Here is an 18,473-nt window from a genome sequence, read left to right on the forward strand (position 1 = left end):
AGCGCTCCCACTTCAATGGGTGCATGCGCGGGTCGATGACGATGCTCGTGGTGGCGGCGCTGGTGGTCTCGACCGCCTCGCCGGCGGTGGCGCGGCACGACCGCGCCGCAGTACCTGACCTCTACCCGGTGGTCGGTGCGGGGACGGACGTCCTGGACCACGCCGCGCTGCTGGGCGACGTCCAAGAGCCGGCCTGGTACGAGGCGAACATCCCGTTCGTCGACCTGCCGGACCGGGAGATCCGCGACACCTACTACTACCGGTGGCGCACCTACCGCGAGGCGCTCAAGTACACGGGCCCGGAGGACGGCTGGATCGTCTCGGAGTTCCTCGGCCCGGTCGGCTACTCGGCACCGAACGGCGGCATCGTCGCCGCGGCCGGCCACCACGTCTACGAGGGCCGCTGGCTGCGCGACCACCGCTACCTCGACGACTACGTGGACTACTGGCTGCGCGGGTCCGGCTCCGGGCCCAAGCCCGCCACGGACTTCCTCAACGAGAACACGACCGACTGGGCGCACCAGTACTCGTTCTGGGCGGCGGACGCCGTCGCCGCCCGTGCCGCGGTCGACGGCAGGCGGGGGTTCGCCACCGACCGGCTGCCCGAGCTGGTCCGGCAGTGGCAGCGCTGGTCACCGCAGTTCGACGCGGACCTCGGCCTCTACTGGCAGACGCCGGTCTGGGACGCCATGGAGTACACCGCGAGCTCCTACCAGAGCCCCGACCCCTACCACGGCGGCGACGGCTTCCGCCCGACGCTCAACGCCTACCAGTACGGCGACGCGCGGGCCATCGCGCAGCTGTTCAGGGCCCGCGGCGACACCACCGCCGCACGCCGGTTCGACCAGGCCGCCGATGCGTTGCAGCGCAACCAGGAGCGTTGGCTCTGGGACGACGCGGGCAAGTTCTACAAGCACGTGATGCGCGACGACAACCCCGGCCGCACCCAGCTCGCCGACCGCGAGTCGATCGGGTTCGTGCCCTGGTACTTCCACATGGCACCGGCCGCCAACAGCGCCGCGTGGGCACAGCTGACCGACCCGCAGGGCTTCGCGGCCTCCTACGGCCCGACCACCGCCGAGCGCCGCAGCCCGTGGTTCCTGCGCGACGCGCTTGCCGGCTGCTGCCGCTGGAACGGCCCGAGCTGGCCGTACGCCACCAGCCAGACCCTGACCGCGCTCGCGAACCTGCTGATCGACTACCCGGACCAGCCGTACGTCGACCGCGACGACTACCTCGCCGTGCTGCGCGGCTATGCCTTGACGCAGCGCAAGAACGGGCAGCCGTACGTCGCCGAGGCCCACCACCCCGACGAGGACCGCTGGCTGTACGACGGCAAGGGCCACAGCGAGGACTACAACCACTCGACCTTCAACGACAACGTGCTCTCCGGCCTGCTCGGTATCCGCCCGCAGCTCGGTGACGCGGTGTCGATCGCCCCGCTGGTCCCGGACGGCTGGAGCCACTTCGCCGTCGAGAACCTGCCGTACCACGGCCACAACCTCACCGTGGTCTGGGACCGCGACGGGACGCGGTACGGCAAGGGCACCGGCCTGCGCGTGTGGCTCGACGGCAAGCTCACCCACACCCAGCCGACCCTCGTGCCCGCACGGCTGACGATCCCGCCGCGGGCTCCGGCGGAGCTGCCCGAGCTGGTCGACGACTTCGCGAACGTCAGCCGCACCGGCTTCCCCGCGGCCCGCGCCTCCTACAGCTACAGCGCCGACCCGCCCGCGAAGGCCATCGACGGCCAGGACTTCCACCTCGACGTGCCCGGCACCCGCTGGACGTCGTACGGCAGCCCGAACGCGGCCGACTGGCTGGAGGTCGACCTCGGCGGGCCGGCCCCGATCTCCGACCTGCGCGTGACGTTCTACGACGACGGGGGCGGAGTGCGCGTGCCTTCCACGTTCGACCTGGAGTACCGGGCACCGGACGGCGCCTGGCGTGCCGTACCCGGCCAGCGGCGGACGCCCGCGCAACCGGTGGCACGTCAGGTGAACCGCGTCCTGATGCAACCGGCGCTCACCACCGACCGGGTGCGGATCCTGCCGCGCCGCGCCGACGGCGGGGCGGTCGGCATCACGGCCTTCTCCTCGGTGCGCCAGGTGGTCCGTGGGATGACCGCGTCGTTGCCGGCCGAGCTGGCTGTTCGCGGCGCCGTGGAGACCACCACGACCGTGACGGCCCAACAGCCGATGCGCGGTGTCCGGGCGGCGCTCGCGGTGCCCGCCGGCTGGCACGCCGTCCCGCTCTCCTCCGCCACCGCCGCGCGGCTCGCTCCCGGTCGCAGCCTGGTCACCCGGTGGCGGATCACCCCTCCCGTCGGGCTGGTGCTCGGGGAGCGGTCGCCGATCCGGTTGCTCGCCACGGCGTCCGGTGCTCCCGGCGTGACCTCCGCGCTCGCCTCGGCCCAGGCCGTCTTCGACCCCGCCGACTACGCCGCTGTGCTCTGGGATGACACGTTCGACACCGACCGCCTCGCCTCCTACCGCGTGGACAGCCCGTTCGGCGAGACGCCGCCGACAACGCGGGTTGCCGACGGGATGCTCACCGCCAGTGCCACCGGCCGCGGCGGTGCGGTGCTCGCCGCGCCGGTGACCGGTGACGCGCGCGGCACGGCGATCGTGGTCGAACCGCGGTCGTTCGCGGGCTCGGCACCCGAGGACAGCCTGTTCCTCGGCCAGGCCGCGGGGAACCGCGACTTCGCCCTGGCGTGGTTCAACAACGCGGGCAAGGCGTCCGGTGTGGACGTGACCGTGGGCGGCGTGCGCCGCGGCGACGAGGCCACCGGCGGCTGCTGCGCGGGCCTGGCCTGGACACCGGGCGACCGGCTCGCCGCCGTGGTGCGGGACGGGCGGCTGACCAGCTGGCACGAGCACGAGAAGCGCTGGACCCTGTTGCGCAGCGCGCCGATCGGTGCCGCCGCGGACCCGGCGGTGGTGGCCGGGTGGGCACCGGCGCTGGGGCTGCGGCTGGACGCCGGGGCGCTGGTGGTCGACCGGTTCACGGTCAGGGCGGCAGCACCTCGGACAGCTGCCGCGGGGTGACGTGGTGGCGGTCCATCGCGACCGTCACCGCCCTGGTACTGCGTCGTGCTGTGCAGCGAGTTCCGCCAGCGACACCAGCGTGCAGCCCCGAAGCTCGCGGACAAGGGCAGACGCGACCATCCAACGGATGTCCGGATCGTCGTAGGCCACGTTCACGTCACCGACCGCAACAGGGCCGAACGTGCCTCTCCGGTACAACGCTCCGCGGACGCCGGCAACCTCGAACCGACCGGCACGGATGGCTGCGGCACCTCGCTTGAGCGCCGGACACAACCGCAGCGATACAGCGACGCACGGCACGCACACGGGCGGCTCGGTGCAGCCCATGCCGTCAGGCCAGCCGGGCCAGTCGTTCCGGTAGTCGCGAAGCAACCACAGCACGCCGTCGTCGTTCTGGTCAGCGGGTCCGGCGCACACCTGACACAGCAGGTTCCGCATGGCCCGCCGCTGCCTGAGCGGATGCACCTTGCCGAACTCCGGTTTGCCGACACCTCGGCGCACGCCGGGCCGCAGCCAGAGCACGCCACGCGCATCCCGGTCGCCCAGAACCTCATTCGCGTAGCCGACGCCAATGCCGGGGCGCTCCACGACACGGGAGGGAACCTCCTGCTCCGCGGTCCAACTGGTGATGTACGGCGCGATGATCTGGTTCACCGTTCGTGCCGGGCCAGGTGCCGGCTCGTTCGCTGCGGTGGGTGCGGGCGTCACGGAGTGCTCCCATAGGTCGCTGTCACGGGTCGCACCAGACGCCCAGGCGGCACGCCTTGCTGGTAGGGATGCTGGGAGACGATCCGGTGCCGCTGAGGACGCTAAGGCAACTGTGGGTAATGGCTTGTACAAAATGTGTGACTTCTGACTGGGTACTGTGGCGGCTGTCCGTGGAGGTCTGCAGAGGTGGAACGTGGAGCAGCCCGAGGAGCGCATCGGCGCCCGTGTCCGTTACTGGCGTGAGCGGCGCAACCTCAAGCGCAAGCCGTTCGCCGACATGGTCGGGCGATCGACGTCGTGGCTGGACAAGATCGAATCTGGTGAACGAGACCTGAGCCGTGTGCCCGTGATCGAGCGCGTAGCGGAGGCGCTGGGTGTTGACCCGGCCGTGCTCACCGACAACAACCGGGACCAGCGAGCCCGTCGATGCGTTGATGTCTGTGAAGTTCAGGCCATCCGTCGGGCGCTCGCGGTGTACTCCGGGCTCCGGACGTCGACCGCGGGAGCGACAGACCTCGAAGCTGTCGCACGCCAGGCTTCTCACCTCGACCACGCCTGGAACATGTCCCGTTTCGCGGTCGTCGCGCGGCATCTGCCGGAACTCATGGCCGAGGCTCAAACCGTGGTGCAGACCGTGCCGGAGGCGGACCGCGTTGCGGCCCACCGCATCCTGGTCACGGTGTACCGCCTGGCGTCGTCCATGCTGCTGAAATTCGAGACGAATGACGTTGCTTGGCTCGCTGCCGATCGCGCTGTGCACGCGGCGATGCAGATCGACGACACTTGGTCACTGGCCCGCGCCACCCGCAGTGTTGCCCGCGCCATGACGAGCATCCACGAGCAGGAGCAAGCCATCGCCACGTTGCTGGCAATGGCTGACCGGATGCGAGCAGAAGTGACCGGCAACGCTGCCGAGTTGTTGCCTCTGCACGGGATGTTGTACCTGGCGGCGTCGATCACGGCGGCCGGGCAGGAAGACGCCGGCCTTGCTCGGGAGATGCACGAGGCGGCTCTCGCATCTGCGCTGATCTACCAGCCCCACTACAACGATCATCACACCTTCTTCGGTGTCACCAACACGCAGATCCACCGTGTCTCGGCCTTGGTGCGACTGCACGAGTGCCCGCAGGCCTTGGCGTTCGCGGCAATGATCAGCCCTCGCGCTGTCGCTGCGCTGTCCGCCGAACGGCAGGCCGGCTACCTGCTCGATCTCACCAAGGCACATGCCGGCGTCGGCGACTACCGCCAGGCGGCACGGATGCTGGGCCGCGCAGAGCAGGTCGCACCTGAGGAGGTTCGTTGTCGGCCGTTGGCTCATGGCTTGCTGCGATCGCTGCTGAACAACACCACGGGCGAGCCTGGAAAGCTTGCGCGTCGGATAGCCGAGCGAGCGGGAGTCGAGGTGTGAGCCCACCTGTCCTGTACTTGATGATCTGTGGTGCCGGCCCTGCCAGTCACATCGACCGCATGGTGAACCTCGCGCGGGCGGACGGGTGGGATGTCTGGTGTGTGGCCACGCCGGCCGCTGTAGAGCACTTCCTCGACCTTGAGGCACTCGAAGCGGTGAGCGGCCATCCGGTGCGCACCGGTCACCAGCGAGCGGGGCAACCCGCGCTCCCGGAAGCCGCGGCTGTCATCGTGGCTCCAGCCACGTACAACACGATCAACAAGTGGGCGGCTGGTATCGCTGATACGTACGTACTCGTCCAACTCGCCGAGCTGACCGGGCTGGGCACACCGATCGCAGTCCTGCCGTTCGTGAACACAGCGCTTGCGAACAACCGCCCGTTCGGGCGCAGCGTCGAGGAGCTGCGCGAGGCGGGAGTGACCGTCCTGTTCGGCGAGGGCGGGTTCGTGCCGCATCCGCCACGCACAGGCGGACAGGTTGTGGACACGTACCCGTGGGGTGCGGCACTGGCCGCAGTGAACGCGGTGAGGAGTCCGTAGACGTCCTGCGGCATGTGCGGAGTTGGTCCAACGTCTTGACCAGCGGCGGTACGAGGGGGCAGGGAGAGGGAGTAGGCCGTCACGTGGTCCAGCGCGAACGGCGGCAGGCCGGCCACCCCGCGCAGATCGCCGGCGCGGTCGGATCGGTGGTCCGAGTCCCGGTCAGGGGCCGGGCACGACGGTGAGCTCGGGTTCGGCGGCGGCCAGGTTCTCCGGCAGTCGCTGGGGCGCGTGCAACGGCACGAGCTCGGACTGCAGCACCATGGCCGCCGCGCCGATCGCGGGTGCGGTGGCCGCGGTGTGCGAGAGCCGCACGTCGACCGGGTGCACGCCGCGGGCGAAGAAGCTGCGGCCCAGCTCCTCGCGCACCACCGGCAGGTACACCGACCCCGCGATCGCGAAGCTCGGGCCGGTGAGCACGACGAACTCGACGTCCATCACGTTGGCCAGCGTGCGTGCGGCCACGGCGATGTAGCGGGCGGAGCGTTCGAGCAGCGCCGTCGCCTCGGGGTCGCCGCGCCGGGCAGCCCTGCTCACGGCGGCGAAGTCCGCCGCCGGTGACGACCGGGAGCGGTCGCCGGTCAGCCCGATCCGTTCCGCGAGCGCCCGGTCGGCCTGGGCGGCGGTGACGACGGCCTCCGGACCGGCGAGCACCTCCACGCAGCCGCGCGCGCCGCACCAGCACGGTGGGCCGTCGACGTCCAGGCACACGTGGCCGATCTCGCCGGCGTTGCCGCTGGTGCCGCGGTAGGTGATGCCACCGATCACCAGGCCCGCGCCGATGCCGGTGCCCATGTAGAGCGCGGCCGACGTGGACGCGCTGCCCATGCCGCGCGACCAGTGCTCGCCCAGTGCGGCGGCGGTGGCGTCGTTGTCGACCACCACCGGCAGTCCCGCCGCGGCGGCCAGTTCGCGGTCCACCGGGTAGCCCGCCCACCGGCGCATCGCGGGCGGGGCGAGCGCGGTGGCCGTGCTCGCGCCCAGCGGGCCGGGGGAGACGAGCCCGATGCCCAGCACGCGGTCGTGCTCGACGCCGACGCTCGCGATCAGCGTCGCCGTGTCGGCGGCCATCCGTGCGACGACCTCGGCCGGCTCGCGGGTGCCCGCGCCGGGCTTGATGATGCGCGCGACGACACCGCCGGCCAGGTCGGTGAGCACGTAGGTGATGCCGCTGTGGTCGAGGTGGACGCCCAGCGCGAAGCGGGACGTGGCGTTGAGCTGGAGCAGGACCCGGCGCTTGCCACCGGTCGACTCGGCGTGGCCGGTCTCCGCGACCAGGCCCTCGTCCAAGAGCTTGCGCACCGCGGTGGAGATCGTCGCGCCGGTCAGGCCGGTGGCGTTGACCAGGCCGACCCGGCTGATCGTGCCCGCCGCGCGGATGACGTCGAGCACGGCGGCCTTGCTGCTCGCGTGGGGGGTGCCCCGGACCGGGCCGTTCACGAGGGCCTCCTCTCGCTCGTCGAAGGCTAGCAACCGAAGTCCCCGGAGCAACGGCACTGCTGCATCCAGACGTTGACTTACTTTCTTAAGTTACTTAAGAATGTCCTCAGTTGGTGTGATCCAGCCCACTGAAGGCCTGCGAGAGGATCCACGATGAACCCGAAGTCCCTGCGCGTCGCCGTCGCCGTCGTAGTGGCGTTAGGCCTGACGGGCTGCGGCCCGTCCGGCGGAGGTTCGGCCGACGCCGCCACGCTGGTGGCCTTCACCGGCCAGAACGGTGACTACCAGGGCAACTTCAACCCGTACTCACCGACGGTGAACGAGGGCATCGGCAGCATCTTCGAGCCGCTGTTCTTCTTCAACGCCATGCAGCGCGGCGCCAAGCCGAAGCCCCGGCTCGGCACGGAGTTCTCCTGGAACGCCGGCGGCACCGAGCTGTCGGTCGTGCTGCGCGACGACGTGAAGTGGTCCGACGGCCAGAAGTTCACCGCCCGCGACGTGGTCTTCACGCTCGACATGGTCCGCAACAACAGCACCATGAACTCCACCGGCTTCAAGGGCACCGCGACGGCGGTGGACGACACCCACGTCGTGGTGAAGTTCGACGAGCCGTCCTTCATGGAGGGCCCGCAGGTGCTCGGGCGGCTGTGGATCGTGCCGGAACACCTCTGGAAGAACATCGCGTCACCCGCGACCGACCCGGTGAAGAACCCGGTCGGCACCGGCCCGTTCGTGCTGGAGGAGTTCAAGCCGCAGGCCATCACGCTCAAGGCCAACCCCGGCTACCACGGCGGCGAGCCCGCCTTGAAGAAGGTCCGCTACCTGGCGCTGTCGGGCAACCAGGCCGGTGCCGACGCGCTCAAGGCCGGCCGGATCGACTGGCAGACCGGCCCGGTGCCCGACATCAGGAACGTCGAGAAGATCTACCCCGGCTACCGCGCGATCACCGTGCCACAGAACCAAATCGCGCTGTTCACCTGCTCCAGCGCCGAGCTCGGCTGCACCGGCCCGCAGACCGATCCGGCCGTGCGCAAGGCGATCTACCACGCCATGAACCGCTCCCAGCTCAACGCGCTCGCGTTCCAGGACACCGCGAGCCCGATCTCGCCGGGGTTCGCGCTGGTCGAGCGGGACGGGCCGTACCTGTCGGGCAAGCTGCGCGAGAAGTCGGCGCCGATGAGCCCGGACACCGCGAAGGCGACCCAGCTGCTCGAAGGCGCGGGCTACGCCAAGGGCGGTGACGGGATCTACGCCAAGGACGGCAAACCGTTGTCGCTGACCGTCAAGGTGGTGACCGGCTGGACCGACTACATCACCGCCGTGAACACCATGGCGCAGCAGCTCCAGCAGGCCGGGATCAAGCTGACCCCGCAGCAGCTGTCGTGGAACGAGTGGTCCGACGCCCGCAGCCAGGGCGGCTACGAGCTGCTGATCGACTCGGTGACGCAGGGCCCCGCGGCCGACCCGTACTACGCCTTCAGCTACTTCTTCGCCGGCTACACCACCGCACCCGTCGGCCAGGCGGCGAACCCGAACTTCGGCCGCATGAAGGACCCACAGGTCGACTCGGCACTCGCCGCGCTCAAGCGGATCGACCCCGAGGACACCGCGGCCCGCCAGCCGCACCTCGACGTGATCCAGCAGCGCGTCGAGGAGGTCATGCCGTACATCCCGGTGCTCACCGGCGGCACGACGAGCGAGTACAACGCGAAGAAGTTCACCGGCTGGCCCACCACCGACGACCTCTACGCGTTCCCCGCCGTCTGGTCACGGCCGGAGAGCTCCGAGATCCTCATGAAGCTCAAGCCCGCGGGCAACTGATGCGCCACTACGCCCGCAAGATCGGCTTCTACCTGGTCGCGCTGTGGGCCGCGGTGACGCTGAACTTCGTCATCCCGCGGCTCATGCCCGGCAACCCGGTCGACGTGCTGGTGGCCCGGCTGCAGCAACGCGGCGGCTCGGTCGACCCGTCCGTGCGCCGGTCCTACGAGCTGCTGCTCGGCACCGGCGGCGACCGGTCGGTAGTCAGCGAGTACCTCGCCTACCTCGGCAACCTCGCGCGCGGCGACCTCGGCATCTCGGTCAGCGCGTTCCCGGCGCCGGTGTCGGAGGTGATCGCGGCGTCGCTGTGGTGGACCGTCGTGCTGGTCGGCATCGCCACGCTGGTGTCGTTCCTGCTCGGGGTCGCGCTCGGCGCGGTGGTCGGCTGGCGGCGCGGTACCTGGCTCGACACGCTGGTGCCGTCCACGACCGTGCTCGCCGCCGTGCCGTACTTCTGGCTGGCGCTGCTGCTCGTGGCGTTGCTGTCCTCCGCGCTGGGCTGGTTCCCGCTGCTCGGCGGCTACGACGTGGTGCTCTCACCCGGCTGGAACACCGAGTTCATCGGCTCCGCGCTCTACCACGGCACGTTGCCGGCGCTGACGATCGTGATCTCCTCGGTCGGCGGCTGGCTGCTGGGCATGCGCAACATGATGGTGTCGGCGATGTCCGAGGACTACGTGCTCACCGCACGGGCCAAGGGACTGCGCGACCGCCGGGTCATGATCCGGTACGCCGCGCGCAACGCCGTGCTGCCGTCCGTGGCCGGGTTCGCGATCTCGCTGGGGTTCGTGGTGGCCGGCTCGATCGTCACCGAGCAGGTCTTCTCCTACCCCGGCATCGGCGGCCGGTTGCTGCAGGCCGTGCAGAACAACGACTACGCGCTCATGCAGGGGATCTTCCTCGTGATCACCGTCGCGGTGCTGGGCGCGAACCTCGCGGTCGACCTGCTGTACGCCCTGATCGACCCCCGCACCCGAGCGACCGGCTGAGAGGACGTGGCTGTGAGCAACTCCGCTACGGCATGGGGCGCGCTGCTGCCGCGCTGGTCGCCGAAGCTCGGCGTCGGACTCGGCCTGATCGCCGCCATCACGTTGTTCGGGCTCGTGGGCCCGTTGCTGACCGGCGACCCCCACGCCGTGCGCGACATCGGCCTGACCCCGCCCGGCGGCGAGCACCTGCTGGGCACCACGCAGACCGGTGAGGACGTGCTGGCCCAGCTCACGCACGCCACCCGCGGGTCGTTGCGGATCGGGCTGCTCGTGGGCGTGCTCGCCACCGCGCTGTCCGCGTTCTTCGGCGTGATCGGCGCCTACGCCGGTGGCGTCACCGACGAGCTGTTCTCGTTGTTCTCCAACGTGGTGCTGGTGATCCCCGGCCTGCCGCTGGTGATCGTCGTGGCCGGGTTCGTGCCCGCCGACCAGCGCGGCGCGTGGACCATCGCGGTGGTGCTGGCGCTGACCGGCTGGGCGGCCTCGGCACGGGTGTTGCGCGCGCAGACGTTGTCGGTGCGCAACCGCGACTACGTGGCCGCGGCCCGCGTCGCCGGGGAGAAGCCGTGGCGGGTGATCACCGTGGAGATCCTGCCGAACCTGCTGCCACTGGTGGCCTCGCAGTTCGTGTTCGCGGTCATCGCGGCGATCCTCGGCGAGGCGGGGCTGTCGTTCCTGGGGCTGGGCGCGTCGAACTCGTTGACGCTGGGCACGATGCTGTTCTACGCGCAGAACGGGTTCGCGTTGCAGCTCGACGCGTGGTGGTGGTTCGTGCCGCCGGGACTGGTGATCGCGTTGTTCGGGTGCGGGCTCGCGCTGGTCAACTTCAGCATCGACGAGATCATCAACCCGAAGCTGCGCGGCGAACCACGCCGGGTGCGCGACACAGCGGTGGCCCGGGCCGCTTCGGCCGAGCGGCCGGACGAGGACGCGGTGCTCACGGTCAGGAACCTTTCCGTCGTGTACCAGGCGGAACCACCGGTGCTCGCGGTGGACGACGTGTCGTTCACGTTGCGGCGCGGTGAGGTGCTCGGCGTGGCGGGGGAGTCGGGGTGCGGCAAGACGACCCTGGCCTACGCGGTGAACCGGCTGCACCGCCCGCCCGCGCAGGTGACGTCCGGCTCGGTCGTCTTCCACGACTCCGGCGGTGCCGACGTCGACGTGCTGGCGCTGGGACCCGAGGAGCTGCGGGCGTTCCGCTGGACCAAGCTGTCCATGGTGTTCCAGGGCGCGATGAACGCGCTGAACCCGGTGACCACCGTGGGCGCGCAGCTGGACGACGTGCTCACCACGCACCGGCCCGCCATGCGGCGGGAGGACCGGCAGCGGCGGTGTGCGGAGGTGCTGGAGCTGGTCGGCGTCGACCCCCGCCGGCTGCGGTCGTTCGCGCACGAGCTGTCCGGCGGCATGCGGCAGCGCGTGATGATCGCGATGGCGTTGCTGCTCGAACCGCAGGTCATGATCATGGACGAGCCCACCACGGCGCTGGACGTGGTGGTGCAGCGTGGAATCCTCCAGGAGATCCTGCGGTTCCGCGACGAGCTGGGGTTCGCGGTCGTGCTGATCACCCACGACCTGCCGCTGCTGCTGGAGATCAGCGACCACGTCGCCGTCATGCGCGAGGGCCGGATCGTGGAGCTCGGCACCGCGGAACAGGTCCACCGCGCGGCCGTCCACCCCTACACCCGCGAGCTGCTCGGCTCGTTCCCGAGCCTGGAGGGCGAACGCGGCGCGTTCGGCCGGGAAGGGGCGCTGCGATGACCACGCTGCGGGCCGCCGACCTCGTCAAGGACTTCCCCGTGCGCAACGGCTTGCGCCGCACCGCGTTCCGCGCGGTCGACCGGGTCTCGTTCACCCTCGAACCCGGCCGGACCGTCGCCCTGGTCGGCGAGTCGGGCTCGGGCAAGTCGACGATCGCGCGGATGATCGCGCGGCTGGAGAAGCCGACCGGTGGTGCCGTCACGGTCACCGGCCCCGGCGGGCCGCGGGTGCCGGACCGCGAGTACCGGGGCCGGGTGCAGATGGTGTTCCAGGACCCGTTCGCCTCGCTCAACCCGTTCCACACCGTCGAGCACCACCTCACCCGCCCGTTGCTGCTGCACGGCAGGGCCCGCGACCGCGACGAGGCGGCACGGCTGGCCGGTGAGCTGCTCGAACGCGTGAGCCTGCCGCGCGACTTCGCCCGGCGGCGGCCGCACGAGCTGTCCGGCGGCCAGCGCCAGCGGGTGGCGATCGCGCGTGCGCTGGCGCCGGGTGCGCAGGTCGTCGTGGCCGATGAGCCGGTGTCCATGCTGGACGTGTCCATCCGGCTCGGCGTGCTCAAGCTGCTCGCCCGGTTGCAACGCGAGGAGGAGCTCGCCGTCCTCTACATCACGCACGACCTCGCGACGGCACGGCACTTCTCCGACGAGATCCTCGTGCTGCACCGCGGCCGGGTGGTGGAGCGCGGCCCGTCCGACGCCGTGATCCTCGACGCCCACCACCCCTACACCAGGCTGCTCGCCGCAGCCTCGCCGAACCCCGACGCCCGCGGCCGCGTGCTCGACGTGCGCCGTGACGTCGTGGCACAGGCGGGTGCGGTCGCGGCTTATGACCACCACACCGGGCAATGGGCCGACGCGGCACCATCCACAGCTGGGGAGACGACGACATGATGGAGCGCCAGACGGTGCACGACGGGTGGCAGCTGAGCGTGGTGGCGGGACCCGCGCCCGACTCGTTGCGCGGGGTGCGGGTGCCCGCGGTGGTGCCCGGCAGCACGCACCTCGACCTGCTCGCCGCCGGGCTGATCGAGGACCCGTTCCTCGACCGCGTGGAGGAGTCGCTGCGGTGGATGCACCGCACGGAATGGCGCTACGACACCGTGTTCGAGGCGTCGCCGGTGCCTGGCGAACGCGCGGACCTGGTGTTCGAGGGCCTGGACACGATCGCCGCCGTCCAGCTCAACGGCGTGCTCGTCGGCACCGCGCGGAACATGCACCGCACGCACCGGTTCGACGTCCGACCGTTTCTGAGTGACGGCGCCAACGAGCTGGTCGTCACGTTCGCCTCGGCACTGACCTGGGCGCAGGAGGTGGAGGGACGGCTGGGCCGCCGTGAGCACGCCTACCCGCACCCGTTCAACACGATCCGCAAGATGGCCTGCTCGTTCGGCTGGGACTGGGGACCCGACCTGCAGACCGCCGGGATCTGGCGGCCGGTGCGGCTGGAACGCTGGCACACCGCCCGGCTGGCGTCCGTCCGTCCACTTGTGACGGTCGACGCCGACGGCACCGGCCGGGTCGAGGTGCACGCCGACGTCGAGCACGCGGACCCGCAGCGGCCGCAACGGGTACGGGTGCGGGTCGAGGTGGACGGGCGCAGCGTCGAGGCCGACTGCGACGGCGACCGGGCCGTGGTCACCGCCCTGGTCCCGGACGCGCGGCTGTGGTGGCCGGCCGGCTACGGCGAGCAGCCGCGCTACGACGTGACCGTGTCGTTGCTGGAGTCGGACGAGCTGCTCGACGTCTCCCGGCACCGCGTCGGGTTCCGGACCATCACCGTGGACGTGGAACCGGACGAGATCGGCACGCCGTTCACGTTCGTGGTCAACGGCAGGCCGGTGTTCGCCAAGGGCGCCAACTGGATCCCCGACGACCACTTCCTCACCCGCGTCACCCATGAGCAGCTCGCGCGCAGGGTCGACCAGGCCGTGGCGGCGAACCTCAACATGCTGCGGGTGTGGGGTGGCGGGATCTACGAGTCGGACGACTTCTACGACGTGTGCGACGAGCGCGGTGTGCTGGTGTGGCAGGACTTCCTGTTCGCGTGCGGTGCGTACCCGGAGGAAGAGCCGCTGTGGAGCGAGGTCGAGGCCGAGGCGCGCGAACAGGTGGCGCGGCTGACCGGGCACCCGTCGCTGGCGCTGTGGAACGGCAACAACGAGAACCAGTGGGGTTTCGCCGACTGGGGCTGGCAGGAGCAGCTCGACGGGCGGACGTGGGGGCTGCGCTACTACACCGAGCTGCTGCCCGCGGTCGTCGCCGAGCTGGACCCGACCCGGCACTACGCGCCCGGCAGCCCGCACAGCCCCGGTGAGCGGCACCCCAACGACGCCGACCACGGCACCCGCCACGAGTGGGAGGTGTGGAACCGGGTCGACTACGCGCACTACCGCGACCACGTGCCGCGGTTCTGCTCGGAGTTCGGCTTCCAGGGGCCGCCCACGTGGACGACGCTCACCCGCTGGGTCCACGACGCCCCGCTGACGCCGTCCTCGCCGGGGTTCCTGGCGCACCAGAAGGCCGAGGACGGCAACGGCAAGCTCGACCGGGGTCTCGCCGCCCACCTGCCGGTGCCCCTCGACTTCGCCGACTGGCACTGGGCGACCCAGCTCAACCAGGCCCGCGCGGTGGCGTTCGGGATCGAGCACTTCCGGTCGTGGTGGCCGCGCACGGCCGGGGCGCTGGTGTGGCAGCTCAACGACTGCTGGCCCGCGACGTCGTGGGCCGCGGTGGACAGCGGGGAACGCCGCAAACCGCTCTGGTACGCGCTGCGGCACGCGTTCGCGCCACGCCTGCTCACCGTGCAGCCCAGGGACGGGCGGCCGGTGCTGGTGGTGGTGAACGACCACGACGACGAGTGGAGCGGTGAGGTGCTGGTGCAGCGGCAGACGTTCGGGGGAGTGGTGCTGGAGAAGGTCTCCGTCCCGTTCGCCGCGGCGCCGCGTTCCACCGGCTTGGTCGGTCTGCCGGAGATCGTTGCCACGCCGGGAGATCCGGCGCGGGAACTGCTCGTCGCGACCGCGGACGGCGGACGGGTCGTGCACCCTTTCGGCGAGGACCTCGGCCTCGATCTCGACCCGGCACCGCTCACCGCGCACGTGGAACCGGTCGAGGACGGATACCGTGTGGACGTGCGCGCCCGCTCGTTCGCCCGTGACGTGGTGCTGCTGGCCGACCGGGTCGCGCCGGACGCCGTGGTGGAGGAGATGCTGGTGCCGATGCTCGCGGGGGAGTCCCGGTCGTTCGTGGTGCGGACGGCGGCCCGGCTGCCCGACCCGGCCGTGCTGGCCGGCCCCGCGGTGCTGCGCTGCGCCAACGACCTCGGCCGGGTGGAGGACTGAATGGCCGCCACGTCCTCGGGCGCGGTCGGACTGGTCCTCGCCCGCCCGGCCCGGTTGCTCGGCACCGAGCCGTTCTTCATGGAGTTCATCGCGGGCATCGAGGAACACCTCACGCCGCACGACCTGTCGCTGCTGCTGCACGTCGTGCCCGCGCACGACGCGGAGATCACCGCCTACCGCCGCTGGGCGAGCGGCGGCCTGGTCGACGCGGTGCTGCTGGTGAACCGGACCGTCGTCGACCCCAGACCCGCCGTGCTGCGGGAGATCGGCCTCCCGGCCGTGGTCGTCGGCGAACCCGCGGCCGGCCTCACCGCCCCCGCCGTGCGCACCGACGACGCCGGACCGGTCGCCCAGGCGCTCGAACACCTGCTCTCGCTCGGCCACACCCGCATCGCCCGCATCACCGGGCCCGCCGGCCTGCTGCACACCGCGGCCAGGACGACGGCCCTGGTCGGCGGCTGCCGTGCGGCCGGGGTGGCGCCGACGATCGTGGAGGGCGACTACTCCGAGGAGGCGGGGGCGAAGCTGACCGCGGCGCTGCTGAACCGTGCCGAACCGCCGACCGCGATCCTCTACGACAACGACGTGATGGCGGTCGCCGGGCTGAACACGGCCAAGGAGCTGGGCGTGTCCGTGCCCGGCGAGCTGAGCCTGATCGCCTGGGACGACTCGACGCTGTGCCGGCTCGCGTCGCCCGCGCTCACCACGATGAGCGTGGACGTCCACCGGTTCGGGGTGGCGGTCGCGGAGTCGGTGCTGGAGCTGATCGGCGGCGGGCCGGTCGCCGAGCGCTGGTCACCGGCCGCCGCGCTGGTGGCACGGGACAGCTCGGCGGCCGCACCGGTCCGCTGACCGCGTCCTCCCATCACGGCGATCGGCGCCGCACCGCTGCGCCGATCGCGTCACACCCGCCTCAGCTCCTTCATCGCGTCGCGCCGCCGCCCCGACTTCGCCTGTGCTGTCGCAGTTCTGCTTGCGCGCTCTGCCCTGGGAGCGCTCCCCGATGTCTGTCCACCTGAGTTCCTGGCTCCTGAGAGGACCGCGTCATGAAACGACTGTTAGCCCTGGCGAGCACGTTGCTCGTCGGTCTGGCCCTCCTCACCGTTCCCTCCGCGGCGCAGCCGGCGGCGGCCGGTTTCCACGTCAACGCCGGTCGCCTGTACGACGCGACGGGAGCGGAGTTCGTGATGCGCGGGGTCAACCACGCGCACACCTGGTACACCTCCCGCACCACCCAGGCGCTGGCTGACGTGAAGGCGTTGCGCGCCAACACCGTTCGCGTCGTGCTGTCCAGCGGCGACCGGTGGACCCGCAACGACGCGGCCGACGTCGCGAACGTCATCGCCCAGTGCAAGCGCAACCGGCTGATCTGCGTGCTGGAGGTGCACGACACCACCGGCTACGGCGAGCAGAGCGGCGCGGTGAGCCTCGCGAAGGCCGTCGACTACTGGATCGGCGTGCAGAGCGCGATGACCGGCCAGGAGGCCTACGTCATCCTCAACATCGGCAACGAGCCGTGGGGCAACACCGGTGCCGCCGGCTGGACCGCCGACACGAAGTCCGCGATCAGCCGCCTGCGTGCCGCCGGCTTCACCCACACGATCATGGTGGACGCGCCGAACTGGGGCCAGGACTGGTCGTTCACGATGCGCGACAACGCGGCCTCGGTCTTCGCCGCCGACCCCCAGCGCAACACCGTGTTCTCCGTGCACATGTACGGCGTGTTCGACACCGCGGCCGAGATCACCGACTACCTGGGCCGCTTCGTCGCGGCCGGTCTGCCGGTGGTGGTGGGGGAGTTCGGCCACAACCACTCCGACGGTGATCCGGACGAGGACACCATCCTCTCCTACACCCAGTCGCAGCGCCTGGGTTACCTCGGCTGGTCGTGGAGCGGCAACGGCGGCGGCGTCGAGTACCTCGACATGGCCACCGGCTTCGACGCCACCCGGCTCACCAGCTGGGGCCAGCGCATCTTCAACGGCCCCAACGGAATCGTGGCGACCTCGCGCGAGGCGGCGGTGTTCGGCGGCGGCCAGGACACCACGGCCCCCACCACCCCTGGCACGCCCGCGGTCTCGAACGTCACCGGCACCGGCGCGTCCCTGACCTGGGCCGCGTCCACCGACACCGTCGGCGTCACGGCTTACCAGATCGTGCGCGTGGACGGCGGAACCGAGTCCCCGCTGACCTCGACGACCACCCCGTCGGCGACCCTGACGAACCTCACCCCGGCCACGGCCTACACGGTCGCGGTCTACGCACTCGACGCGGCCGGCAACCGCTCCACCCGTTCGCCGTCCACCACCTTCACCACCGGCACCGCGCCCGCCGGTACCTGCGCGGTCGCGTACCGGGTGACCGGGCAGTGGTCCGGTGGCTTCCAGGGCGAGGTGAAGGTGCAGAACACCGGCACGGCCGCCGTCAACGGCTGGGCGCTGCGCTGGACGTTCGCCAACGGCCAGACCGTGACGCAGATGTGGAACGCCACCGCCGCCCAGTCCGGCGCCGTCGTGACCGCGACCAACGCGGCCTACAACGCGGCGATCCCCGCGGGCGGGGCGGTGAGCTTCGGGTTCACCGGGGCGTGGACGGGTGCGAACGCGGTACCCGGCGCGTTCACGCTGAACGGAGCGGCCTGTTCGGCGGTGTGATTCCTTGGTTCGTGCCGGGCGCCCTCGCGGGGCCCGGCACGGGCTTTTTGATGGGACCGTCGTTCACGTTGACACTGTCACCATGACAGTGTCAGTATCTGGGGTGTGTGGACGCTCGACGAGTTGCTGGAACGTGTCTCCGCCGCCCTCGCGGCGGAGTACTCAGGGCCGCCCAACGGCCGGGTGCGCGACGTGCCTGACCGGCGGGCGGTCCGGTGGTACGCGACGACGGGGCTGGTCGACCGGCCCTCGGCGATGCGCGGCCGCACGGCGTTGTACGAGCAGCGCCACCTGCTCCAGCTCGTGGCCGTGAAGAGGCTGCAGTCGCAGGGGAGGACGCTGGCCGACATCCAGGCAGAGCTGGCGGGTGCGACCGACCAGGCCCTCGCGGCGATCGCCCGCGTCCCTGACGAGCTGCTCGACGCAGGCGACCCGCCGCCGCGAGAAGCCGTCCGGCCCCGCTTCTGGGCCGAACCCGCGTCACCCGTCGCACCGGCTCCGCCACCTGTGACCGCACCACCGGCTGCGCCCGCGCCGCCCGCTGCCTCAGCCGCGGCACCGGCCACACCGCAGCCTGCCGCCCCCGAGCGACCTGCCGCGCCTGAGCGACCTGCCGCGCCTGAGCGACCTGCCGCGCCTGAGCGACCCGCGGTCCCCGCGTCACTTGACCTGACCAGCCCGCCTGCCGTGGCCGCGCCGCCCGGCGTGGCTGCGCAACCCGGCGTGGCCGCCCAGCCCGCGCCACCCGCCGTGCCTGCCC

13 protein-coding genes are annotated in these 18,473 nt (G+C 71.4%); 11 read left to right on the forward strand and 2 right to left on the reverse strand.

Going from position 1 to position 18,473, the window contains the following annotated elements; all coding sequences use genetic code 11:
* Window positions 1-23: 23 nt before the first annotated feature.
* Window positions 24-3,050 carry a discoidin domain-containing protein gene (locus tag ADL03_RS19355; protein ID WP_053734889.1) on the forward strand — a complete coding sequence of 1,009 codons (3,027 nt, stop codon included), beginning with the start codon at window positions 24-26 and terminating at the stop codon, window positions 3,048-3,050.
* A 24-nt stretch (window positions 3,051-3,074) separates the two neighbouring features.
* Here ADL03_RS19355 and ADL03_RS19360 read toward each other — a convergent pair whose 3' ends face one another.
* Window positions 3,075-3,704 carry a hypothetical protein gene (locus ADL03_RS19360; protein ID WP_053734890.1) on the reverse strand — a complete coding sequence of 210 codons (630 nt, stop codon included), beginning with the start codon at window positions 3,702-3,704 and terminating at the stop codon, window positions 3,075-3,077.
* A 247-nt stretch (window positions 3,705-3,951) separates the two neighbouring features.
* Between ADL03_RS19360 and ADL03_RS19365 the strand changes: the two genes are divergently transcribed.
* Window positions 3,952-5,166 (forward strand): helix-turn-helix domain-containing protein, encoded by a 1,215-nt coding sequence (locus tag ADL03_RS19365; RefSeq protein ID WP_053734891.1) that lies wholly within the window; start codon window positions 3,952-3,954, stop codon window positions 5,164-5,166.
* 20 nt (window positions 5,167-5,186) lie between these two features.
* The gene (locus ADL03_RS19370; RefSeq protein ID WP_053734913.1) at window positions 5,187-5,705 is read left to right on the forward strand and encodes a flavoprotein; all 519 of its coding nucleotides are present in this window, start codon (window positions 5,187-5,189) and stop codon (window positions 5,703-5,705) included.
* Window positions 5,706-5,867: 162 nt separating this feature from the next.
* Here the strand turns inward: ADL03_RS19370 and ADL03_RS19375 are convergent, their stop codons facing one another.
* Window positions 5,868-7,145, reverse strand: a complete 1,278-nt coding sequence (locus tag ADL03_RS19375) for an ROK family transcriptional regulator (protein ID WP_053734892.1) — start codon at window positions 7,143-7,145, stop codon at window positions 5,868-5,870.
* Between the two features lie 153 nt (window positions 7,146-7,298).
* On the opposite strand from ADL03_RS19375, the gene ADL03_RS19380 reads away from it, so the two are divergent.
* The 8 genes from ADL03_RS19380 to ADL03_RS49665 all read left to right on the forward strand — a co-directional run.
* Window positions 7,299-8,966 (forward strand): ABC transporter substrate-binding protein, encoded by a 1,668-nt coding sequence (locus tag ADL03_RS19380; RefSeq protein ID WP_053734893.1) that lies wholly within the window; start codon window positions 7,299-7,301, stop codon window positions 8,964-8,966.
* Entirely contained in the window at window positions 8,966-9,955 is a 990-nt protein-coding gene (locus ADL03_RS19385) for an ABC transporter permease (protein ID WP_053734894.1), read from the forward strand. The genes ADL03_RS19380 and ADL03_RS19385 overlap by 1 nt, the downstream gene beginning before the upstream one ends.
* 12 nt (window positions 9,956-9,967) lie before the next feature.
* The gene (locus ADL03_RS19390) at window positions 9,968-11,716 is read left to right on the forward strand and encodes a dipeptide/oligopeptide/nickel ABC transporter permease/ATP-binding protein (protein WP_197288462.1); all 1,749 of its coding nucleotides are present in this window, start codon (window positions 9,968-9,970) and stop codon (window positions 11,714-11,716) included.
* Window positions 11,713-12,609: an ABC transporter ATP-binding protein gene (locus tag ADL03_RS19395; RefSeq protein ID WP_053734896.1), complete on the forward strand. Its 897-nt coding sequence runs from the start codon at window positions 11,713-11,715 to the stop codon at window positions 12,607-12,609. Before ADL03_RS19390 ends, ADL03_RS19395 begins: the two co-directional genes overlap by 4 nt.
* On the forward strand, window positions 12,606-15,059 hold the full coding sequence (locus ADL03_RS19400) for a glycoside hydrolase family 2 protein (protein ID WP_197288463.1): 2,454 nt from the start codon (window positions 12,606-12,608) through the stop codon (window positions 15,057-15,059). The genes ADL03_RS19395 and ADL03_RS19400 overlap by 4 nt, the downstream gene beginning before the upstream one ends.
* Entirely contained in the window at window positions 15,060-15,911 is an 852-nt protein-coding gene (locus tag ADL03_RS19405) for a LacI family DNA-binding transcriptional regulator (RefSeq protein WP_053734898.1), read from the forward strand.
* Between the two features lie 194 nt (window positions 15,912-16,105).
* Window positions 16,106-17,713, forward strand: a complete 1,608-nt coding sequence (locus tag ADL03_RS19410) for a cellulase family glycosylhydrolase (RefSeq protein ID WP_053734899.1) — start codon at window positions 16,106-16,108, stop codon at window positions 17,711-17,713.
* A 105-nt stretch (window positions 17,714-17,818) separates the two neighbouring features.
* Window positions 17,819-18,473 (forward strand): MerR family transcriptional regulator (locus ADL03_RS49665; protein ID WP_082373278.1); only part of this gene is annotated, 655 nt, incomplete at its 3' end.

This window comes from Nocardia sp. NRRL S-836, assembly GCF_001279525.1.
Classification (GTDB): domain Bacteria; phylum Actinomycetota; class Actinomycetes; order Mycobacteriales; family Pseudonocardiaceae; genus Lentzea.